Raw genomic sequence first — 22069 nt, forward strand, 5'->3', positions numbered from 1 at the left:
AGACATGAACTTTTTTCCGTAACGCGCCGAACAATCTGTATTTGGCGCTCGTTATTTTTCTTCCGCCCGCCATACTGCCGACATGAAAAAACAACAGGGCTATACGCTCATTGAAACGGTGGTCGCGATGTCGCTCATTATCATTCTCAGCGCCACAGGACTTTATGGCTGGCAACGCTGGCAGCAGCAACAGCGCCTGTGGCAAACCGCATGTCAGGTGCGGGATTACCTGCTGCAACTTCGTGAGGACGCTCACTGGCATAACCGCGATCACATTCTTCGCGTGGTCAGCGAAGGCGGTTCATGGTGCTTTGTCAGCTCTGTTGCTACGCAAACATCGTGTACGCCATCTTCCCCCTTTGTGTTTACGCCCGACTGGCGTGATGTCGTCCTTGCCGATATCACGCCGTCGTTAGCCTTCTTTGGCCTGCGCAATACGGCATGGGCAGGGCATATCGTACTGAAAAACGCTGCCGGAGAGTGGCGTCTGGTCGTCTCCTCCTGGGGGCGAATCAGGCTATGTGAGCGTAATGAGGCCGCCACGTGTCAATAACCACGCGAGGGTTCTCGCTACTGGAGGTTGTGCTGGCGATGGCGATCGGTTCCATTTTACTGCTTGGGTCCGCACGATTTTTACCGGCGCTACAGCGTGAGATCTGGCACAACACGCGACAGTTATCGCTGGAAGATGAAATCTGGCAGCGAACCTATACCGTAGCGAAGCATCTTCAACGTGCGGGTTACTGCCATGGCCACTGTATTGGCGAAGGGTTACATCTTGCCGAACAGGGGCAATGCGTCATCGTTCAGTGGGACGGGAATAATAACGGTGTCTGGGATACCATACCGGCGAAAGAGGCCGACCAGACCGGGTTCCGTATGAAGGATAACGTTCTGGAAACATTACGCGGAGCAACATCTTGTCAGGGGAAGGGATGGGAAAAAATGACCGATCCCAATACGGTACTCATCACGGCGTTTACCGTTGAGCGCCGGGATATAACGGGATTCTCGCCAGTGCTCATGCTGCATCTGCGCGGCGCCAGCAAAGCCGAGCCTCAGACGGTTATTGACGCGCAATACAGCGTAACGGGATTTAATCTGTGAATCGGGAACGTGGCGCTTCTTCGCTAATACTGGCGCTTTTAATACTGATTCTGGGTAGTCTGCTACTGCAAGGCGTAAATCAGCAGCAGGCCAGCTATGCCGCCCGCGTGACGACGCAGAGCATGGCGATACAACGCCAGGCGCTCGTACAGTCGGCGCTGGAATGGGGGCGGGGGCAGCTATGGTCAGGCGTAACCGAAATGGAATGTCGGCGCTATTCCCCTTCAGGAGCGAGGGTCTGTTTGCGGAGATTATCGGGGGATGAGGTGGTGATGGCGGCGCAAGATGACGGCATGACGTTATGGCGTTTGGGCAACGTCATTCAGGGAAGCATTGTCTTTTCTCCCCACGGCTGGAGCGATTTTTGTCCATTAAAAGAGGTGGCGTTATGTCGCATCCCCTGAATTTACAACGCGGGTTTAGCCTCCCGGAAGTTTTAGTGGCGATGGTTCTAATGGTAATGATCGTCACCGCGCTGTCAGGCTATCAGCGGGTATTAATGCACAGTTTTGCATTACGACACCAGTATCTCCAGATCTGGCGGCAGGCGTGGCAGCAAACGGCGCTGTATCCATTTTCGCCTGCTGAAGGCTGGAAGGCCAACCGGATGCAGACAACGCAATCGGGATGTGTCAGCATCAGCGTCACGATGGTTTCACCCTCTGGCAGGCAGGGGCAGATGACGCGCTTGCATTGTCCAAATCGTTAATCGTCAGGAGTAATTATGTTAAGGGTCTACCACTCCAATCGTCTGGATGTGCTGGAAGCGTTGATGGAATTCATCGTCGAACGCGAGCGGCTGGATGATCCCTTTGAACCAGAAATGATTCTGGTACAAAGCACGGGCATGGCGCAGTGGCTGCAGATGACCCTTTCACAAAAGTTTGGTATTGCGGCGAATATCGCTTTTCCGTTACCGGCGAGTTTTATCTGGGAGATGTTTGTTCGCGTGTTGCCGGATATTCCCAAAGAAAGCGCTTTCAGCAAACAAAGCATGAGCTGGAAACTGATGACCTTGCTGCCGCAGTTGCTGGATAAGGATGAGTTTGTACTGCTGCGCCATTATCTGACCGACGACACCGATAAACGCAAACTCTTTCAGCTTTCCGCGCGCGCCGCCGACCTGTTCGATCAGTATCTGGTTTATCGGCCTGACTGGCTTACGCAGTGGGAAGCGGGAAAAACCGTGGAAGGTCTGGGGGAGGCGCAAAACTGGCAGGCGCCGCTGTGGAAAGCATTGGTGGAATATACCGCCGCGCTGGGGCAGCCGCGCTGGCATCGCGCCAATCTCTACCAACGCTTTATTCAAACGCTGGAAAGCGCGACCACCTGCCCGCCAGGGTTGCCGTCCCGCGTTTTTATTTGCGGTATTTCCGCGTTACCGCCAGTGTATCTCAGAGCATTGCAGGCGCTGGGTAAACATATTGAAATCCATCTCCTTTTTACTAATCCGTGTCGGTATTACTGGGGGGATATTAAAGACCCAGCCTGGCTGGCAAAACTCCTGGCTCGCCAGCGTCGTCACACTTTTGAAGACCGTCATTTACCGTTGTTCCGTGAAAACCAGAATCCGGAAGCCTTATTTAACAGCGACGGTGAACAGGATATCGGTAATCCGCTACTGGCCTCATGGGGAAAACTGGGACGGGATTATATCTACCTGCTATCTGAACTGGAAAACAGCCAGGAGCTGGATGCGTTTGTTGATATTACGCCAGATAATCTTTTGCATCGGATTCAGGCGGATATCCTTGAACTGGAAAGCCATGCGGTGGCGGGCGTAAATCTTGAGGAGTATTCGCGCAGCGACAATAAGCGTCTGCTCGATCCTGAGGATAACAGCCTCTCTTTTCACGTTTGTCACAGCCCGCAGCGCGAGGTGGAAATACTGCACGATCGCCTGCTGGCGATGCTGGAAGCCGATCCGACACTAACGCCGCGCGACATTATCGTTATGGTGGCTGATATTGACAGCTATAGCCCGTTTATCCAGGCGGTATTTGGTAGCGCGCCAACGGAGCGCTATCTGCCTTATGCCATTTCCGATCGGCGGGCGCGTCAGTCACATCCGGTGTTACAGGCATTTATCAGCCTACTTTCGTTACCGGACAGCCGCTTTGTCTCCGAGGATGTTCTGGCGTTGTTAGACGTACCGGTATTGGCTGCCCGCTTTACGATCAACGAAGAAGGGCTGCGTTATTTGCGCTTGTGGGTCAATGAGTCAGGCATTCGCTGGGGAATTGACGATGACAACGTACGCGAGCTGGAGCTTCCTGCCACGGGGCAGCATACATGGCAATTTGGCCTGACGCGTATGCTGCTGGGGTATGCGATGGAAAGCGCCCAGGGCGAGTGGCAGTCGGTTCTGCCTTATGACGAATCCAGCGGTCTGATTGCTGAGCTGGTCGGGCATCTGGCTTCGCTGCTGATGCAGCTTAATATCTGGCGGCGCGGTCTGGCGCAGGAGCGACCGCTGGAAGAGTGGCTGCCCGTTTGTCGCGATATGCTCAATGATTTCTTCCTGCCCGATGCGGACACGGAAGCGGCAATGACATTGATTGAACAGCAGTGGCAGGCCATTATCGCCGAAGGCGTCGCGGCGGAATATGGCGACGCGGTACCAATTTCGCTACTGCGGGATGAACTGGCGCAGCGTCTGGATCAGGAACGTATTAGCCAGCGCTTCCTGGCGGGCCCCATCAATATTTGTACGCTGATGCCGATGCGTTCCATTCCGTTCAGAGTCGTTTGCCTGCTGGGAATGAACGACGGCGTATACCCGCGCCAGCTTGCGCCGTTGGGCTTTGACCTGATGAGCCAAAAACCCATGCGCGGGGATCGAAGCCGTCGCGACGATGACCGCTACCTGTTTCTGGAAGCGTTAATCTCGGCGCAGCAGACGCTGTATATCAGCTACATCGGTCGCTCCATCCAGGATAATAGCGAACGCTTTCCCTCTGTACTGGTGCAAGAATTGGTGGATTACATCGGACAAAGCCACTATTTGCCGGGCGACGAAACGCTGACCTGTGATGAGAGCGAAGCACGAGTCAAAGCGCATATTACGCGTCTGCATACCCGTATGCCTTTTGATGCGCAAAATTACCAACCCGGCGAACAGCAAAGTTATGCCAGAGAGTGGTTGCCTGCGGCGAGTCAGTCGGGGAAAGCGCATTCTGACTTTGTGCAGCCGCTTCCTTTTACGATGCCGGAAACATTGACTCTGGAAAGTCTGCAGCGTTTTTGGGCCCATCCGGTACGCGCATTTTTTCAGATGCGGCTTCAGGTTAATTTCCGCTCGGAAGAGAGTGAGATTCCTGATGCGGAACCGTTTGAATTAGAGGGATTGACGCGATATCAACTTAACCAACAGTTGCTCAATACGCTGGTTGAAGAGGACGACGCCGAACGCTTGTTCCGCCGTTTCCGGGCTGCGGGAGAGTTGCCTTACGGCGCGTTTGGCGAAATATTCTGGGATGCGCAATGTCAGGAGATGCAGCAACTGGCAAGCCGGGTTATCGCCTGTCGTAAGCCGAGCCAAAGCCTGGAAGTGGATCTGCTTTGCAATGGCGTTCAGCTAACCGGCTGGCTACCGCAGGTACAGGAGGATGGATTATTGCGCTGGCGTCCCGCTTTAATCAGCGTTGCGCAAGGTGTGCAACTTTGGCTGGAACACCTTGTCTATTGTGCCAGCGGCGGGAGTGGCGAAAGTCGCCTGTTTTTGCGCAAAGAGGGAGAGTGGCGATTTCCGCCACTTGATAAAGCGCAGGCAATGGCTTACCTGGCGCAACTGATTGAAGGCTACCGGGAAGGCATGTCTTCTCCGCTATTGGTACTGCCGGAAAGCGGCGGCGCATGGATAAAAGCCTGTTATGACGCTGAAAATGATGTCATGTTAGACGACGATGATACCTTACAGAAGGCCAGGACAAAGTTTTTACAGGCTTATGAAGGCAACATGATGGTGAGCGGCGAAGGCGAAGATATCTGGTATCAACGTCTTTGGCGTCAGCTGGAATCTGAAACGTTGCAGGCTATCATTGCGCAGTCCCGGCATTACCTGTTACCGCTGTTTCGTTTTAATCAGTCTCGTTGATTGTATGAAAATCGCGCAATTAAAAGGCTTCGACTATGATGCGCTCTTCGTCACGGACTGATTACTGATAAAAAGATGCTGCCTGGTTCAGCACAATAATATCCCGTTCTGCTCAGGTCGATGGTTTACGTGACCATACAGATGAGTGGGAATGAAAGTTAATGATGAGGTCCGTGAATGCCCCGCAGCACCTGGTTCAAAGCGTTATTGTTATTGGTCGCCCTCTGGGGGCCTGCAGTTCAGGCGGATATCGGTTGGCAACCGCTGCAAGAAACTATCCGTAAAAGCGATAAAGATACCCGGCAGTATCAGGCGATACGTCTTGATAATGACATGGTGGTGTTGCTGGTATCCGATCCGCAGGCTGTAAAGTCGCTTTCTGCGTTAGTGGTGCCCGTTGGATCGCTTGAAGATCCTGAGGCTCATCAGGGGCTTGCTCATTATCTTGAGCATATGTGCCTGATGGGGTCAAAAAAATATCCGCAGGCGGATAGCCTTGCCGAATACCTTAAAAGACATGGCGGTAGCCACAACGCCAGCACCGCGCCTTATCGAACAGCCTTCTACCTGGAGGTTGAAAACGACGCGCTTCCAGGCGCCGTAGATCGCCTGGCCGACGCCATTGCCGCGCCATTGCTCGATAAAAAATACGCCGAACGCGAACGAAATGCGGTGAATGCCGAGCTGACGATGGCGCGCACCCGCGACGGTATGCGTATGGCGCAGGTAAGCGCCGAAACCATTAACCCGGCGCATCCAGGCTCGCACTTTTCTGGCGGCAATCTGGAAACGCTAAGCGATAAGCCGGGAAATCCGGTGCAACAGGCGTTGATCGCTTTTCATGAAAAATACTATTCATCTAATCTGATGAAGGCGGTGATTTACAGTAATAAACCCTTGCCGGAACTGGCGCGTATTGCCGCCGCAACCTATGGTCGCGTGCCGAATAAAGAGATTAAAAAACCGGAAATTAACGTACCTGTCATCACCGAGGCGCAGAAGGGCATCATTATTCATTACGTGCCGGCGCTACCGCGTAAAGTGCTGCGCGTGGAGTTTCGTATTGATAACAATAGCGCGCAGTTCCGCAGCAAGACCGATGAACTGGTCTCTTATCTGATTGGCAATCGTAGCCCGGGGACGCTCTCTGACTGGCTGCAAAAACAAGGACTGGTCGAAGGTATTAGCGCGGATTCCGATCCGATTGTTAATGGTAACAGCGGCGTATTTGCCATTTCGGCAACGCTGACTGATAAAGGTTTGGCCAATCGTGATGAAGTTGTCGCAGCTATCTTCAGCTATCTCAATACGTTACGTGAAAAAGGGATAGACAAACGTTACTTTGACGAGCTGGCGCATGTGCTGGATCTCGACTTCCGCTATCCGTCGATTACCCGCGATATGGACTATGTCGAATGGCTGGCGGACACTATGATCCGCGTCCCGGTAGCGCATACGCTGGATGCGGCGAATATCGCCGATCGTTACGATCCTGCCGCTATCAAAAATCGCCTGGCGATGATGACGCCGCAGAATGCGCGCATCTGGTACATCAGTCCCCAGGAACCCCATAATAAGATTGCGTATTTTGTGGATGCGCCTTATCAGGTCGATAAGATTAGCGAACAGACGTTTAAAAACTGGCAGCAAAAAGCACAGGGCATTGCGTTGTCGCTACCGGAGTTAAACCCCTATATTCCTGATGATTTTACGCTTGTTAAGAATGACAAAAACTACGTGCGGCCAGAACTGATTGTCGATAAAGCGGATTTGCGCGTGGTTTATGCGCCGAGTCGTTATTTCGCCAGCGAGCCAAAAGCTGACGTGAGCGTGGTATTGCGTAACCCGCAGGCGATGGACAGCGCCCGCAATCAGGTACTGTTCGCCCTTAATGATTATCTGGCGGGAATGGCGCTCGATCAGCTCAGCAACCAGGCGGCAGTGGGCGGCATTAGCTTTTCCACTAACGCCAACAATGGTCTGATGGTCACTGCGAACGGTTATACCCAGCGTTTGCCGCAGCTTTTCCTGGCGCTGCTGGAAGGATATTTTAGCTACGACGCCACGGAGGAACAGCTGGCGCAGGCGAAATCCTGGTATACGCAGATGATGGATTCTGCGGAGAAGGGAAAAGCCTACGAACAGGCGATTATGCCAGTGCAGATGATTTCGCAGGTGCCTTATTTTTCCCGTGATGAACGTCGCGCTTTGCTGCCGTCCATTACGTTAAAAGAGGTGATGGCCTATCGTAATGCGTTAAAAACGGGCGCTCGTCCGGAATTTCTGGTTATAGGAAATATGAGCGAAGCCCAGGCGACCTCTCTGGCGCAAGATGTTCAAAAACAGCTTGCGGCGAACGGATCGGCGTGGTGTCGTAACAAAGACGTGGTGGTTGAGAAAAAGCAGTCCGTAATATTTGAAAAAGCGGGCAGTAGCACCGACTCCGCGTTAGCCGCGGTCTTTGTCCCGGTCGGCTACGACGAGTACGTCAGCGCCGCCTACAGCGCGATGTTAGGTCAGATTGTTCAACCGTGGTTTTACAATCAGCTACGAACCGAAGAGCAACTGGGATACGCCGTTTTCGCCTTTCCGATGAGCGTTGGCCGTCAGTGGGGAATGGGATTCCTGCTACAGAGCAACGATAAACAGCCCTCTTACCTGTGGCAACGCTATCAGGCATTTTTCCCTGACGCCGAGGCGAAGCTGAGGGCGATGAAGCCGGAAGAGTTCGCCCAAATTCAGCAGGCGATCATTACGCAAATGCGCCAGGCGCCGCAAACGTTGGGCGAAGAAGCATCCCGTTTAAGCAAGGATTTCGATCGGGGTAATATGCGCTTTGACTCGCGTGATAAAATCATCGCTCAGATAAAATTGCTGACGCCACAAAAGCTTGCCGACTTCTTCCACCAGGCGGTGGTGGAACCACAAGGTATGGCAATATTGTCACAGATTGCCGGTAGCCAGAATGGAAAAGCAGAATACGTGCATCCGACAGGCTGGAAAGTGTGGGATAACGTCAGCGCATTGCAGCAAACGTTACCTCTAATGAGCGAAAAGAATGAATGATGTCGCCGAGACTCTTGATCCTCTACGCTTGCCCCTGACAGGCGAGCGTCTGATTGAAGCATCAGCGGGCACAGGCAAAACGTTTACTATCGCGGCGCTGTATCTGCGGTTATTGCTCGGTTTAGGCGGCAGTGCCGCATTTCCCCGTCCGTTGACCGTTGAAGAACTGCTGGTGGTAACCTTTACGGAGGCCGCCACTGAAGAGCTGCGTGGGCGAATCCGCAGTAATATCCATGAGTTGCGCATCGCCTGTCTGCGGGAAAGCACGGATAATCCGCTGTATGCCCGCTTGCTGGAAGAAATTAGCGACAAAAAGCAGGCCGCGCAGTGGTTATTACTGGCGGAACGACAAATGGACGAGGCCGCGGTCTTTACCATCCACGGTTTTTGCCAGCGTATGCTCAGCCTGAACGCTTTCGAATCCGGTATGTTGTTTGAGCAACAGCTTATTGAAGACGAATCTTTGTTGCGTTATCAGGCCTGCGCCGATTTCTGGCGGCGTCATTGCTATCCGCTGCCGCGCGACATCGCGCAGGTGGTGTTTGACGTGTGGAAGGGACCGAAGGCGCTCTTAAAGGATATCGATCGTTATCTGCAGGGCGAAGCGCCGGTCATTAAAGCGCCGCCATCGCAGGAGGAGACGCTGGCATCGCGTCATGAACAGATCCTGGCGCGCATCAACCAGGTGAAGCAGCAGTGGTGTGAGGCGGTTAGCGAGCTGGACGCGCTGATCGAATCATCCGGCATCGATCGCAGAAAATTCAACCGCGGCAATCAGGCGAAATGGATCGAAAAGATCACCGCGTGGGCGCAAGAAGAGACCAAAAATTATCAATTACCCGAGGCGTTGGGAAAATTTTCACAGTGTTTTTTAGCTGAGCGCACCAAAGCTGGCGGCGTGACGCCCCAGCACCCATTGTTTGTCGCCATTGATAACCTGTTGGGCGAACCGTTATCGATTAAAGATCTGGTTCTTACCCGAGCGCTCTCAGAGATCCGTGAAACGGTGGCTCAGGAAAAACGCCGGCGCGGCGAGCTGGGGTTTGACGATATGCTCAGCCGTTTAGATACCGCGCTGCGTAGTGAAAGCGGCGAGGCGCTGGCTGCGGCGATTCGTACCCGTTTTCCGGTGGCGATGATCGATGAATTTCAGGATACCGACCCACAACAGTACCGTATTTTTCGCCGTATCTGGCGACATCAACCCGATACGGCGCTATTGCTGATTGGCGATCCTAAACAGGCGATTTATGCGTTTCGTGGCGCGGATATCTTTACCTACATGAAGGCCCGCAGCGAAGTGAGCGCGCACTATACCCTTGACACTAACTGGCGCTCCGCGCCGGGGATGGTGAATAGCGTTAACAAGCTGTTCAGTCAGATGAACGACGCCTTTATGTTCCGCGATATTCCCTTCAGTCCGGTAAAGTTTGCGCCCAGAAACCAGTCGCTGCAATTTAAAGTGAATGACGCGCCTCAACCGGCGATGACCCTGTGGCTAATGGAGGGGGAAAGCTGCGGTTCGGGCGATTATCAAAGTTATATGGCGCAGGTGTGCGCCACGCAAATTCGCGACTGGCTGCGTGCCGGGCAAACGGGCGACGCGCTGCTGACGAACGGCGATTCGTCGCGGCCCGTTCGTGCCTCGGATATCAGCGTGCTGGTGCGCAGCAGGCGGGAAGCCGCGCTGATACGGGATGCGCTGACCTTACTGGCGATCCCCTCCGTCTATCTTTCTAACCGCGACAGCGTATTCGAAACGCTTGAAGCGCAGGAGATGCTGTGGGTGTTGCAGGCGGTGATGGCGCCCGAACGTGAAAATACGTTGCGTAGCGCTCTGGCGACATCAATGATGGGCCTTACCGCGCTGGATATCGAAACGCTTAACAATGATGAAAATGCGTGGGATACGGTTGTCGAAGAGTTTGATGGCTACCGGCAGATTTGGCATAAACGCGGCGTGATGCCTATGCTGCGCGCGCTAATGTCGGCGCGCAATATTGCTGAAAACCTGCTGGCGACGGCGGGAGGCGAACGTCGGCTGACGGATATTTTGCATATTAGCGAGCTGTTACAGGAAGCCGGTTCGCAGCTGGAAAGCGAACATGCGCTGGTGCGTTGGCTGGCGCAGCATATCCTTGAACCCGATAGCAATGCTTCCAGCCAGCAACTACGTCTGGAAAGCGATAAGCATCTGGTGCAAATCGTCACCATTCATAAATCGAAAGGTCTGGAATACCCGCTGGTCTGGTTACCTTTTATCACCCATTTCCGCGTGCAGGACCAGGCTTTTTATCACGACAGGCACTCCTACGAGGCGGTGCTGGACCTTAGTCACGCCGAAGAGAGCATAGCACTGGCGGAAGCCGAGCGCCTGGCGGAAGACCTGCGCCTACTTTATGTCGCGCTGACCCGTGCAGTGTGGCATTGCAGCCTCGGCGTCGCGCCGCTGGTACGGCGTCGCAGCGATAAGAAAGGCGAGACGGATGTGCACCAAAGCGCGCTTGGGCGACTCCTGCAAAAAGGCGAACCGATGGATGCCGCAGGCCTTCGCGCCTGTATTGAGGCGCTATGCGACGAGGATATCGTGTGTCGAACGCCAGGCAATACGGATAACGACCGCTGGCAAATTGCCGCTGCATCGCACGCGGAACTCAGCGCCAGAACGCTGCAACGTTTGCTTTATGATAGCTGGCGCGTCACCAGTTATTCCGGTTTGCAGCAGCGGGGACATAGCGTGGCGCAAGATCTTATTCCTCGTCTCGACATTGACGCCGCAGGCGTTGGCGAAGCGGCGGAAGCGCCGGCAATGACGCCGCATCACTTTCCTCGCGGGGCATCGCCGGGAACATTTTTGCACAGCCTGTTTGAAGAGCTTGATTTTACTCAACCGATAAACCCCCAATGGGTACAGGAAAAACTGGAGCTGAGTGGTTTTGAAACGCGATGGGAGCCCGTACTTACCCGCTGGCTGGACACCGTGTTGCACGTTCCCCTTAACGAGACGGGCGTTAGTCTGAGCGTGCTGACCGAGCGTGAAAAACAGGTCGAAATGGAGTTTTATCTGCCGATTGCCCAGCCGCTTACCGCCGGAGAGCTGGATGCGTTGATTCGTCGATACGACCCGCTTTCAGCAGGTTGCCCTGCGCTGGATTTCATGCAGGTTCGCGGCATGTTAAAGGGCTTTATCGACCTGGTGTTCCGTTATGAGGGGCGCTATTACCTGCTCGACTATAAATCTAACTGGCTGGGCGAGGATAGCGCCGCTTATACCCAGACGGCGATGGCTGCGGCGATGCAGGCGCATCGCTATGATTTGCAGTACCAGCTTTATACGCTGGCATTGCACCGTTACCTTCGTCATCGAATGGCGAATTACGACTATGAACGCCATTTCGGCGGCGTCATCTATCTCTTTTTACGCGGGGTGGATAGCGAACGTCCGCAGCAGGGTATTTTTACCACTCGTCCTGCGGCGGCGTTAATTAACCAACTGGATGATATGTTTGCAGGTGAAATGAGTGAGGAGGCGCAATGACAATCCAGGAGCGGTTGCTGGAGGCCGTTGAACAAAAACTCTTACGGCCCATTGATGCCCAGTTTGCTTTAACCGTCGCCGGTAACGACGATCCCGCCGTGACGCTGGCGGCAGCGCTGCTTAGTCATGACGCAGGTGAAGGTCACGTGTGTCTGCCGTTGTCGCGTTTAACGTTAACGGAGGAGGCGCATCCCTTACTGGTCGCCTGGATAAGCGAAACGCCTACGCCAATCGACTGGAAAAAGCGGTTACTGGCGTCTGCGGCGGTTAGCTGCGGCGATAGCCCCGCGCCGTTAATTCTGTGCGGCGAGCGTCTCTACCTGAATCGCATGTGGTGCAACGAACGTACGGTTGCGCGCTTTTTTAACGAGGTTAACCAGGCCATCGCCGTAGATGAAGATCAGTTATCCCGTATTCTGGACGCGCTATTCCCTCCGACAGACGAGGTGAACTGGCAAAAGGTGGCCGCCGCCGTAGCGCTAACTCGCCGTATCTCCGTGATTTCAGGCGGTCCCGGCACCGGTAAAACCACCACCGTCGCGAAGCTGCTGGCGGCATTAATTCAAATGGCGGATGGCGAACGTTGCCGTATCCGGCTGGCGGCGCCGACCGGGAAAGCGGCCGCACGCCTGACGGAGTCGCTCGGCGCGGCGTTGCGTCAGCTTCCACTTACCGATGCGCAGAAAAAGCGTATACCGGAGGACGCCAGTACGCTGCACCGACTGCTAGGCGCACAGCCCGGCAGCCAGCGATTACGCCATCATGCGGGCAACCCGCTGCATCTGGACGTGCTGGTGGTCGATGAAGCATCAATGATTGATTTGCCGATGATGTCACGTTTGATTGACGCTCTGCCGCCGCACGGGCGGGTCATTTTTCTTGGCGATCGCGATCAGTTGGCATCCGTTGAGGCGGGCGCTGTGTTGGGCGATATTTGCGCCTATGTCAACGCAGGGTTTACGGCGGAACGCGCCCGACAGCTAAGTCGACTAACAGGGAGCGCTATTCCGGCGGGGGCCGGAACGCAAGCCGCGTCTTTACGCGATAGCCTCTGTTTGTTGCAAAAGAGCTACCGTTTCGGCAGCGATTCTGGCATCGGCAAGCTGGCGGCGGCAATTAACTGCGGCGACAGGTCGGCAATCCAGGCTGTTTTTCAGCAGGGGTTTAGCGATATAGAGAAGCGTACATTGCAAAGCAGCGACGATTATGCCGGGATGCTGGATGAAGCGCTGGCGGGCTATGGTCGCTACCTGCGGTTGCTGCATGAGAAAGCGACGCCGGAGGCAATCCTTCAGGCTTTCAATGAGTATCAACTGCTTTGCGCGCTGCGTGAAGGCCCATTTGGCGTGAGGGGACTGAATGACCGCATTGAGCAGGCGATGGTGCAGCAACGAAAAATTCAGCGGCACCCGCACTCTCGCTGGTATGAAGGGCGTCCGGTAATGATTGCGCGCAACGATAGCGCGTTGGGGCTATTTAACGGCGATATTGGTATTGCGCTCGATCGCGGGCAGGGGTTACGCGTCTGGTTTGTGATGCCGGACGGCACGATCAAGTCCGTTCAGCCCAGCCGTCTGCCGGAACATGATACAACCTGGGCGATGACGGTACATAAATCACAGGGGTCTGAATTTGATCACGCCGCGCTGATTTTACCCAGCCAACGTTCGCCGGTCGTGACGCGGGAGCTGGTGTATACCGCTGTTACGCGGGCGCGGCGGCGGTTATCGCTGTATGCCGATGAACGGATCCTGGCAGGCGCGATTGTGACGCGTACGGAGCGGCGCAGCGGATTAGCCACCTTATTTGATGAAGTCGGTCGTACCGGATAAGACGAGTTCTCGCCGGATGGCGACGCGTAGCGTCTTATCCGGCCTCCAAATGATGATTTCGAGCGTAGGCCTGATAAGCACAGCGCCATCAGGCCCCCCTCGTTACCCTAAATCCGCCATCAGCACCTTTGAACGTCGCTGATAGTTATACATTTTTTTCTTGCTCTCAGGCAGTAACTCAATATCGACAGGCGTGAAACCGCGCTCCTGGAACCAGTGAATACTGCGCGTCGTCAGCACAAACAATTTACGCAGCCCCATTTGCCGCGCCTGGGCGGCAACCCGCTCCAGAAGCACTTCTCCACGCGATGAGCTGCGATAATCCGGATGTACCGCTACGCAGGCCATTTCGCCTATTTTCTTTTCCACAAAAGGATACAGCGCCGCGCAGGCGATAGTCATATTATCGCGCTGAATAATGGTAAATTTATCGATCTCCATCTCCAGTTGTTCACGGGAACGGCGTACCAGAATGCCCTGCTGTTCCAGTGGGCGGATAAGCTCCAGAATACCGCCAATATCGTTGATGGTGGCGCGGCGGATCTGCTCGGCGCTCTCCATGACGATCTGCGTACCGATACCATCACGCGAGAACAGTTCCTGTAATAGCGAGCCATCTTCCTGATAGCTGATCAGATGGCAACGACGAACGCCGCTACGACAGGCTTTTACCGCGCCGCGCAAAAAACGTACGGTTCCGGAGTTGTAGTCGCCCTGCGCTTCCAACTCTTCCACCCGCGCCTGCGCTTCATTCGGGAAGAGTTCAGAAATGATGCCGCCCTCGCTATTGGTAACGCCCTGAGAAGAACAGAACCCGATCATTTTTTCCGCTTTCAATTTAACGGCGAGTTGAGTGGCAATCTCTTCTGAGGTCAGATTAAAACTTTCGCCGGTCACTGAGACGGCGACCGGCCCCATCAGAACGATCGCGCCGTTATCCAACTGGCGGTTGATCGCATCTTCATCAATGCGCCGGATACGGCCGCTATGACAGTAGTCCACGCCATCATCAACGCCCAGCGGCTGCGCAATGGTGAAATTGCCGCTGACGACATTAATGTGCGCGCCCTGCAACGGCGTATTGTTCAGACTCATCGACAGACGGGCGGTAATATCAAGCTGGAGTAAACCGGCGGCCTGTTTCACCAGCTCCAGTGCTTTGGCGTCCGTCACCCGCGTGTTTTTGTGGTAAATCGGTTCATGATGATGCGCGGCCAGATTGGCGTCGATTTGCGGTCGCGCGCCATACACCACGACAAGGCGAATACCGAGGCTATGCAGTAGCCCGATATCGCTAACGATGCTGGAAAAATTGTCATGCTCAATGGCTTCGCCGCCGAGCATAATGACAAAGGTTTTTCCGCGATGGGTGTTGATATAGGGAACTGAATGGCGAAACCCTTCTACCAGTTCGGTTTTACGTTCCTTTATCATTGCGCGCCCCACTAGTGAATTATTATTCGAAATTAGTGTATTTTTATTCTGTTTTTGCCCTCTGTGCAAGCGTAAATTTTATGCGGTCCGATCGCTTTTCTTAGTAATGCCGTGAATATAAAAAGAATGTTTACCCTTTTATAGATGACAGATTATGCGTCATTCGCTAAAGTTTCCGGTCAATTTGGATGAACTTTGTATGATCTCTATTTAGTTTTTGCTCGGGAGAAGCATGTCGGGAGCCAATTCAGCAATCAGCCGTCGCCGTTTACTACAAGGCGCGGGCGCCATGTGGCTATTAAGCGTGAGCCAGGTCGGGCTGGCTGCCGTAAGCCAGGTCGTTGCGGTGCGTATCTGGCCTGCGTCCAGCTATACCCGCGTCACGGTAGAGTCGAATCGTCTGCTGAAATATAAACAATTTGCCTTAAGTAACCCGGACCGCGTGGTGGTAGATATTGAGGATGTGAATCTGAACTCGGTGCTTAAAGGCATTGGCGCGCAGATTCGCAGCGACGATCCGTATATCAAATCCGCAAGGGTAGGGCAGTTTGATCCTAAGACTGTGCGTATGGTCTTTGAGCTAAAACAAAACGTGAAGCCGCAGCTATTTGCGCTGGCGCCTGTGGCAGGCTTTAAAGAACGTCTGGTGATGGATCTTTATCCTGCCAATGCGCAGGATATGCAGGATCCGCTGCTGGCGCTGCTGGAAGACTACAATAAAGGCGATCTGGATAAACAGGTGCCGCCTTCGCAAAGCGGGCCGCAGCCCGGTAAAGCGGGGCGCGACCGTCCCATTGTCATTATGCTTGATCCGGGACACGGCGGCGAAGACCCCGGCGCGATAGGCAAATACAAAACGCGTGAAAAAGACGTGGTGCTCCAGATAGCCCGCCGCCTGCGCGCGTTAATCGAAAAAGAAGGCAACATGAAGGTCTATATGACGCGCAATGAAGACATCTTCATTCCGTTAAAAGTCCGGGTGGCGAAAGCGCAGAAACAGCGCGCCGACCTGTTTGTCTCTATTCATGCGGATGCCTTCACCAGCCGGCAGCCTAGCGGTTCATCCGTATTCGCGCTATCGACCAAAGGTGCCACCAGTACCGCGGCGAAATATCTGGCGCAAACGCAGAACGCCTCGGACTTAATTGGCGGCGTGAGCAAAAGCGGTGACCGTTATGTCGACCATACGATGTTCGATATGGTGCAATCGCTGACCATTGCCGATAGTTTGAAATTCGGTAAAGCGGTGTTGAAGCAGCTTGGTAAAATTAATGACCTGCATAAAAACAAGGTCGAGCAGGCGGGGTTTGCGGTGTTAAAGGCGCCCGATATTCCGTCTATTCTGGTCGAGACGGCGTTTATCAGTAACATTGAAGAAGAACGCAAGCTCAAGACCGCGACGTTCCAGCAACAGGTCGCAGAGTCGATTCTGGCGGGCATTAAAGCGTATTTTGCCGATGGGGCGACGCTGGCGAGAAGAAGTTAACCTGAGATGACGGCGAGTTTATTGCGCGGGTAAGTAGGATGCTGCCCGCACTGTCGTTGCGGACCAGACGACAGATACAAAAAAACACCCGTAAGGGTGTTCATTAAGTTGGTTGCGGGGGCCGGATTTGAACCGACGACCTTCGGGTTATGAGCCCGACGAGCTACCAGGCTGCTCCACCCCGCGTCCGTCTAAACTTGCATTCTCATTGTAATTGGTTGCGGGGGCCGGATTTGAACCGACGACCTTCGGGTTATGAGCCCGACGAGCTACCAGGCTGCTCCACCCCGCGTCCGTGGATGCGCACTATACTCCGCTGAGCTTTTGTTGCAACCCTTTTTTCATATAAATCGCTAATTTCTCATGAATTGCGCAAATACACCGCAGATAGCGCGATTTTTAAACGAATTTACATAATGAGATCGCGATCGCATTTCATTACTCCGGACGGTTTGTTATCTTCACCGGGCACTTTCGATTACGCAGAAGACGAGACACCATGAAAGGACGTTGGGCAAAATATGTGGCGACAGGCGTAATGCTGGCAATGCTGGCTGCCTGTTCATCAAAACCGACCGATCGCGGTCAGCAATATAAGGACGGGAAATTTACCCAGCCCTTCTCCCTGGTAAACCAGCCGGACGCGGTGGGCGCGCCGATTAATGCTGGTGACTTTGCCGAGCAGGTCAACCAGATCCGTTCCGCGTCGCCGCGTTTATACACCAATCAAAGCAACGTCTATAACGCTGTCCAGAACTGGTTACGTTCCGGAGGCGATACGCGCACTATGCGCCAGTTTGGTATTGATGCCTGGCAGATGGAAGGCACCGACAACTACGGTAACGTCCAGTTCACGGGCTACTATACGCCCGTCGTTCAGGCTCGCCATACGCGCCAGGGCGCGTTCCAGTATCCTATCTATAGTATGCCGCCAAAACGCGGACGCTTACCGTCCCGCGCTCAGATCTACGCAGGCGCGCTGAGCGATAAGTACATCCTGGCCTGGAGTAATTCGCTGATGGATAACTTTATTATGGATGTCCAGGGCAGCGGTTATATTGATTTCGGTGATGGTAGTCCGCTGAACTTCTTTAGTTATGCCGGTAAAAACGGCTGGCCTTATCGCAGTATTGGTAAAGTGCTTATCGATCGCGGTGAAGTGAAAAAAGAAGATATGTCGATGCAGGCTATACGCGAATGGGGAGAGAAGCACAGCGAAGCGGAAGTGCGTGAATTACTGGAGCAGAACCCGTCGTTCGTCTTCTTTAAGCCGCAATCTTTTGCGCCGGTCAAAGGTGCCAGCGCTGTACCGCTGATTGGGCGAGCATCCGTCGCCTCCGACCGCAGCATCATTCCGCCTGGCACGACCTTGTTGGCGGAAGTACCGTTGCTGGATAACAACGGTAAATTTAGCGGTCAGTATGAGCTACGTTTGATGGTCGCGCTGGATGTCGGCGGAGCGATTAAAGGCCAGCACTTTGATATTTACCAGGGAATTGGCCCGGATGCCGGGCATCGTGCCGGATGGTATAATCACTATGGTCGCGTCTGGGTGTTAAAAAGCGCGCCGGGCGCCGGTAACGTGTTTAGCGGCTGATTGTGGTATTCTGCGACAACCGGATTGCCCGATAACGCGATCGCTATCGGGCCTGAAAATAGTGAGCAGGGGTGAGGAATAACCTCACCTTTTTTTATTCTGAGGTCATATGTCAGTGGTGATAAGTGATGCCTGGCGCCAACGCTTTGGCGGCACCGCGCGTCTGTACGGTGAAAAAGCGCTGCAGCGGTTTGCTGAGGCGCATATCTGCGTCGTGGGAATCGGCGGGGTGGGATCATGGGCGGCAGAGGCGCTGGCGCGTACGGGCATCGGCGCGATTACGCTGATTGATATGGACGATGTCTGCGTGACCAATACGAACCGTCAGATCCATGCGTTGCGTGATAACGTCGGGTTGGCGAAAGCGGAAGTGATGGCCGAACGGATTCGGCAAATTAACCCGGAGTGCCGGGTAACGGTTATCGATGATTTCATCACGCCGGATAACGTGGCGGGTTATATGAACGCGGGTTTTACCTATGTCATTGACGCCATTGACAGCGTTCGTCCAAAAGCCGCGCTGATTGCGTACTGTCGCCGATATAAGGTTCCTTTAGTGACCACTGGCGGCGCGGGCGGGCAGATCGATCCGACGCAAATCCAGGTCGCTGATTTGGCGAAAACCATCCAGGATCCGCTGGCGGCAAAACTGCGCGAGAGATTGAAACATAATTTTGGCGTAGTGAAGAACAGTAAAGGTAAGCTGGGCGTGGACTGTGTTTTTTCCACTGAAGCGCTGGTTTACCCACAGGCGGACGGTTCCGTATGCGCGATGAAAGCTACCGCAGAAGGGCCAAAACGGATGGATTGCGCCTCTGGCTTCGGCGCGGCGACGATGGTGACGGCAACGTTCGGTTTTGTCGCCGTTTCCCATGCGCTGAAGAAGATCATGGCTAAAGCGGCGCGACAAGAATAAAAGGACGGGGCGGAGTGTCACGCAGACGCGTATCCGGCCCTGCGCCCTTCGTTAGCGAAAGAAGCGCTGTACCCTGCCGAACACCGGTTTCAGACGGGCGCGGAGATAATGGGAATATAAATTTTCAGATATGCATAGAAACAACCCGAACCATACTGCACAAAAGCAGAGCAGTTCCGCGTAATTAATGTGTTCGCCAAATATCATAATGGCAAGTAAGAACTGTAAAGACGGCTCTATATATTGCGCCAGTCCGGTGACAATCAACGAGGTGTGATTTAACGCGATGGCAAATAATACCAGTGGAATGATCGTCACTGGCGCCGTCATGACATACAAAAAGAAAGGAGTATTAGCGGATATAATTGGTCCGCTATCGCTAAAGAGAAAGATTAATAGTGAGACAGGCAATGCCCATAATGTTTCAATCGTTATCGATGTCATCACATCATAATGTATAAACTTTCGCGCCAGGCCATATAGCGCAAATGATAATCCCATGGTTAGCGCCAGCGCCGGGAAATGCCGTAGCATGATAATTTGAAAAGTCAGGCCACAGACACCAGAAAAAACGGCGATGGCCTGAAACAACGACAGTTTTTCTTTAAGAAAAATGCATCCCAGCGCAATAACAAATAGCGGGTTGATAAAATAGCCGAGGCTGGCATCAAGTACCAGATGATGGGTTAGCGCATAAATAAAAGATGACCATGAGACAATCATCAAAAGTCCGGCGATCATGCAGAAGAAAAAAGATTTTTTATCTTTCCAGGCATCATGAAATCGCGTTCGCTGCCGAAATAACAATCTTACTGCCAGTAATAATGGAATTGACCAGAACACCCGGTATATCAATATTTGTGCGAGGTTCCCCCCTGATAAATATTGATAATATAAAGGTGTTAACCCCCATAATATAAATGCCAGTACCACAAACATGGTACCGCTACGCAGATATTTTTCCACTTATCCATATCCTGTTATAACTTCACCCGATACGTATGAATTTTCCAGTTCTCCTGCTACGCTACATCGAGTGGCTTTATTTACTCTAAAATCTTCACGCCGTTTTAACATGGATTCTAACATTGTAATTTCATTGTGATAGCTGATAAAAATCAAAAGAATGTTTATCAGGGAAATCTGACGCCGAAACTAATAAAGTGACTGGATTATTTTATCTGCATCGCCTGACCGCCGCGGACGGCGCTGTCAGGCGACAGAATATTTACGCTATTTCAACGCTTATGCGTTGCGGCAACAATCGCTTCGCTCAGCGCGTTCAGCCCCTGACTGCGTGAGGCGCTAAGCTGGGCGCGTAAACCCAGCTCATCAAACAGCGCCAGCGGTGAACGAGCCTGCAACTCGGCGGCGTTTTTTCCTTCCACCGCGGTGAGCAATACCGCCAGCAGGCCGCGGACAATCCGCCCCTCACTGTCGCCGAAAAAGTGCATCGTTCCGTTATCTGATCGGGTAAAGCCCAGCCAGACGCGGTTCTCGCAGCCGGCTATCTCCTTCGCCTGCGCTTTGCATTCATCCGGCAGAGCGGGGAGCTGTTTTCCTAACAGAATCAACTGACGATATTTATCCTCCCACTGGGTCAGCGGGAGAAAGATAGCGCGTAACGTCTCTTCCGTTACCGTTGTGCCGAACGGGTGTCCGGTATAAAGAGGGTTTGTCATTAATCCACCAGCAGTTCCAGCGCGCGGTCAACGGCGTTAACCAACGCATCCACATCATGTTGGGTATTATACGGCGCAAAAGAGGCGCGCAGAGTCCCTGTGACGCCAAGTTCCGCCAGCAATGGCTGGGCGCAATGTTGCCCGGCCCGGAGCGCAATACCGTATTCCGCCAGCAGCGTCACCATATCGCCGTGGTGCACGCCGACAAAATCAAAGGCCAGCAGGCTGGAGTCCTGGCAGCGGAACGAACGAAAGCCCGGGCGTTTCGCCAGTGCGTCTTCCGCCAGTGTCGCCAGCCCCCGGCTCCAGTTTTCGGCCTGTTCAATATCGATATCGGACAGCCATTCCAGCGCAGCGCTCAGGCCGATGACCCCGGCGACGTTCGGCGTCCCCGCTTCCAGCTTCCAGGGAGCGCTTTGAGTGGTGAAGCCTTCAAAGCTAACGTCACGGATCATCTTGCCGCCGCCGAGCCAGGGCGACATCGCCTCAAGAAGCTCCGGCTTACCGTACAGCACGCCGATACCGGTCGGGCCATACAGTTTGTGAGCGGAAAAAGCATAAAAATCGATATCAAGCTGCTGGACATCCGCCGGGAAGTGTACCGCGCCTTGCGCGCCATCTACCATCACGACCATTCCCGCTGCGTGAGCGGCGCTGATAGCGCTTGCGAGATCCGGACAGCCGCCCGTTACGTTCGACATTTGCCCCAGCGCCAGTATCCGGCTGCGCGACGTGATCAGTTCCGGCAGACGCTCAACATCAGGAAGACGTCGGTCATTAAGCGGCAGTTTTATGACCTGCGCGCCGGTTTGTTGCGCCACCATCAGCCAGGGCACAAGGTTGGCGTGATGCTCGGCGACGCTAACGATAATTTCATCGCCGGGGCGCAGACGAGGACGGGCGTAACACTGCGCCACCATGTTGATCGCTTCGGTGGTGCCGCGTGTCCAGACGATACTTTTTTCATCGGGCGCGTTTAACAGCCGCGCTGCTTTTGCTCTGGCCGCTTCATATTGCGCCGTCAGGCGCTGCGCCTGCGCAAACTGGCTACGATGAACGTTACCGGCGCTCAAACAATAAAACTGGTGCGTGGCGTCAATGACTGCCTGTGGCTTTAATGCCGTGGCGGCGCTATCGAGATAAACACCCGCATCGGCTAGCGCGGGAAACTGCGCGCGAAACTGCGTGGGATTAAAAGCGTTCATGATATTCCTCGGTTCAGTTTACCGATCGTGGCGTAAAAGCGCGGCTGATACAAGGTTTGTCCTAACCATCGGAATCGTCTGTATATCCTGGCGAATTATGTAAAGGAGGT

The 22069-nt window shown here is 53.9% G+C and carries 15 protein-coding genes and 2 tRNA genes; 11 read left to right on the top strand and 6 right to left on the bottom strand.

The features are described from left to right. The first annotated feature begins 82 nt into the window (after positions 1 to 82). From ACLJR2_RS02315 to recD, 8 genes are all read left to right on the top strand, one after another. Complete coding sequence (locus ACLJR2_RS02315; RefSeq protein ID WP_000744668.1) at positions 83 to 553, top strand: prepilin peptidase-dependent protein; 471 nt, start codon at positions 83 to 85, stop codon at positions 551 to 553. Continuing rightward, positions 544 to 1107, top strand: coding sequence for a prepilin peptidase-dependent protein (locus tag ACLJR2_RS02320; protein ID WP_000029150.1), 564 nt, complete (start codon positions 544 to 546; stop codon positions 1105 to 1107). Before ACLJR2_RS02315 ends, ACLJR2_RS02320 begins: the two co-directional genes overlap by 10 nt. Then, entirely contained in the window at positions 1104 to 1511 is a 408-nt protein-coding gene (locus ACLJR2_RS02325) for a DUF2509 family protein (protein ID WP_001078535.1), read from the top strand. The genes ACLJR2_RS02320 and ACLJR2_RS02325 overlap by 4 nt, the downstream gene beginning before the upstream one ends. Next, a complete protein-coding gene (locus ACLJR2_RS02330; RefSeq protein WP_000019294.1) occupies positions 1496 to 1816 on the top strand; it encodes a prepilin-type N-terminal cleavage/methylation domain-containing protein in 321 nt (106 codons plus the stop codon). Before ACLJR2_RS02325 ends, ACLJR2_RS02330 begins: the two co-directional genes overlap by 16 nt. 15 nt (positions 1817 to 1831) lie before the next feature. After that, complete coding sequence (gene recC, locus ACLJR2_RS02335) at positions 1832 to 5203, top strand: exodeoxyribonuclease V subunit gamma (RefSeq protein WP_000946838.1); 3372 nt, start codon at positions 1832 to 1834, stop codon at positions 5201 to 5203. 177 nt (positions 5204 to 5380) lie between these two features. Next, positions 5381 to 8269, top strand: a complete 2889-nt coding sequence (ptrA, locus tag ACLJR2_RS02340; RefSeq protein WP_001534265.1) for a pitrilysin — start codon at positions 5381 to 5383, stop codon at positions 8267 to 8269. Next, positions 8262 to 11807 (top strand): exodeoxyribonuclease V subunit beta, encoded by a 3546-nt coding sequence (recB, locus tag ACLJR2_RS02345; protein WP_001000523.1) that lies wholly within the window; start codon positions 8262 to 8264, stop codon positions 11805 to 11807. Before ptrA ends, recB begins: the two co-directional genes overlap by 8 nt. Beyond that, complete coding sequence (recD, locus tag ACLJR2_RS02350; RefSeq protein ID WP_000155148.1) at positions 11804 to 13639, top strand: exodeoxyribonuclease V subunit alpha; 1836 nt, start codon at positions 11804 to 11806, stop codon at positions 13637 to 13639. The genes recB and recD overlap by 4 nt, the downstream gene beginning before the upstream one ends. A gap of 102 nt (positions 13640 to 13741) precedes the next feature. Here the strand turns inward: recD and argA are convergent, their stop codons facing one another. After that, positions 13742 to 15073: an amino-acid N-acetyltransferase gene (gene argA, locus ACLJR2_RS02355; RefSeq protein ID WP_057516991.1), complete on the bottom strand. Its 1332-nt coding sequence runs from the start codon at positions 15071 to 15073 to the stop codon at positions 13742 to 13744. 232 nt (positions 15074 to 15305) lie between these two features. On the opposite strand from argA, the gene amiC reads away from it, so the two are divergent. Beyond that, complete coding sequence (gene amiC, locus ACLJR2_RS02360; RefSeq protein WP_000011919.1) at positions 15306 to 16559, top strand: N-acetylmuramoyl-L-alanine amidase AmiC; 1254 nt, start codon at positions 15306 to 15308, stop codon at positions 16557 to 16559. 109 nt (positions 16560 to 16668) lie between these two features. Here the strand turns inward: amiC and ACLJR2_RS02365 are convergent. Together ACLJR2_RS02365 and ACLJR2_RS02370 are read right to left on the bottom strand one after the other, a co-directional pair. Then, a tRNA-Met gene (locus ACLJR2_RS02365) sits at positions 16669 to 16745 on the bottom strand. 29 nt (positions 16746 to 16774) lie between these two features. Continuing rightward, a tRNA-Met gene (locus tag ACLJR2_RS02370) sits at positions 16775 to 16851 on the bottom strand. A 207-nt stretch (positions 16852 to 17058) separates the two neighbouring features. On the opposite strand from ACLJR2_RS02370, the gene mltA reads away from it, so the two are divergent. Both mltA and tcdA read left to right on the top strand, forming a co-directional pair. Next, positions 17059 to 18156, top strand: a complete 1098-nt coding sequence (mltA, locus tag ACLJR2_RS02375) for a murein transglycosylase A (RefSeq protein WP_000678626.1) — start codon at positions 17059 to 17061, stop codon at positions 18154 to 18156. A gap of 109 nt (positions 18157 to 18265) precedes the next feature. After that, positions 18266 to 19072, top strand: coding sequence for a tRNA cyclic N6-threonylcarbamoyladenosine(37) synthase TcdA (tcdA, locus tag ACLJR2_RS02380; RefSeq protein ID WP_000117748.1), 807 nt, complete (start codon positions 18266 to 18268; stop codon positions 19070 to 19072). A gap of 51 nt (positions 19073 to 19123) precedes the next feature. Here the strand turns inward: tcdA and rarD are convergent, their stop codons facing one another. From rarD to csdA, 3 genes are all read right to left on the bottom strand, one after another. Next, complete coding sequence (gene rarD, locus ACLJR2_RS02385) at positions 19124 to 20011, bottom strand: EamA family transporter RarD (RefSeq protein ID WP_077248417.1); 888 nt, start codon at positions 20009 to 20011, stop codon at positions 19124 to 19126. Positions 20012 to 20310: 299 nt separating this feature from the next. Next, positions 20311 to 20754, bottom strand: coding sequence for a cysteine desulfurase sulfur acceptor subunit CsdE (gene csdE / locus ACLJR2_RS02390; RefSeq protein ID WP_000184199.1), 444 nt, complete (start codon positions 20752 to 20754; stop codon positions 20311 to 20313). Then, positions 20754 to 21959 (bottom strand): cysteine desulfurase CsdA, encoded by a 1206-nt coding sequence (gene csdA / locus ACLJR2_RS02395; protein ID WP_000991053.1) that lies wholly within the window; start codon positions 21957 to 21959, stop codon positions 20754 to 20756. The genes csdE and csdA overlap by 1 nt, the downstream gene beginning before the upstream one ends. Between the last annotated feature and the right edge of the window lie 110 nt (positions 21960 to 22069).

The organism is Salmonella sp. SAL03688 (assembly GCF_046551895.1).
Taxonomy (GTDB): domain Bacteria; phylum Pseudomonadota; class Gammaproteobacteria; order Enterobacterales; family Enterobacteriaceae; genus Salmonella; species Salmonella enterica.

What these genes read in the sequence shown, in the direction of transcription:
- ACLJR2_RS02315 (WP_000744668.1), top strand. Translation starts at nt 83, where the DNA reads ATGAAAAAACAACAGGGCTATACGCTCATTGAAACGGTGGTCGCGATG.
- ACLJR2_RS02330 (WP_000019294.1), top strand. Translation starts at nt 1,496, where the DNA reads ATGTCGCATCCCCTGAATTTACAACGCGGGTTTAGCCTCCCGGAAGTT.
- recC (WP_000946838.1), top strand. Translation starts at nt 1,832, where the DNA reads ATGTTAAGGGTCTACCACTCCAATCGTCTGGATGTGCTGGAAGCGTTG.
- ptrA (WP_001534265.1), top strand. Translation starts at nt 5,381, where the DNA reads ATGCCCCGCAGCACCTGGTTCAAAGCGTTATTGTTATTGGTCGCCCTC.
- recB (WP_001000523.1), top strand. Translation starts at nt 8,262, where the DNA reads ATGAATGATGTCGCCGAGACTCTTGATCCTCTACGCTTGCCCCTGACA.
- recD (WP_000155148.1), top strand. Translation starts at nt 11,804, where the DNA reads ATGACAATCCAGGAGCGGTTGCTGGAGGCCGTTGAACAAAAACTCTTA.
- argA (WP_057516991.1), bottom strand. Translation starts at nt 15,073, where the DNA reads ATGATAAAGGAACGTAAAACCGAACTGGTAGAAGGGTTTCGCCATTCA.
- amiC (WP_000011919.1), top strand. Translation starts at nt 15,306, where the DNA reads ATGTCGGGAGCCAATTCAGCAATCAGCCGTCGCCGTTTACTACAAGGC.
- mltA (WP_000678626.1), top strand. Translation starts at nt 17,059, where the DNA reads ATGAAAGGACGTTGGGCAAAATATGTGGCGACAGGCGTAATGCTGGCA.
- tcdA (WP_000117748.1), top strand. Translation starts at nt 18,266, where the DNA reads ATGTCAGTGGTGATAAGTGATGCCTGGCGCCAACGCTTTGGCGGCACC.
- rarD (WP_077248417.1), bottom strand. Translation starts at nt 20,011, where the DNA reads ATGTTTGTGGTACTGGCATTTATATTATGGGGGTTAACACCTTTATAT.
- csdE (WP_000184199.1), bottom strand. Translation starts at nt 20,754, where the DNA reads ATGACAAACCCTCTTTATACCGGACACCCGTTCGGCACAACGGTAACG.
- csdA (WP_000991053.1), bottom strand. Translation starts at nt 21,959, where the DNA reads ATGAACGCTTTTAATCCCACGCAGTTTCGCGCGCAGTTTCCCGCGCTA.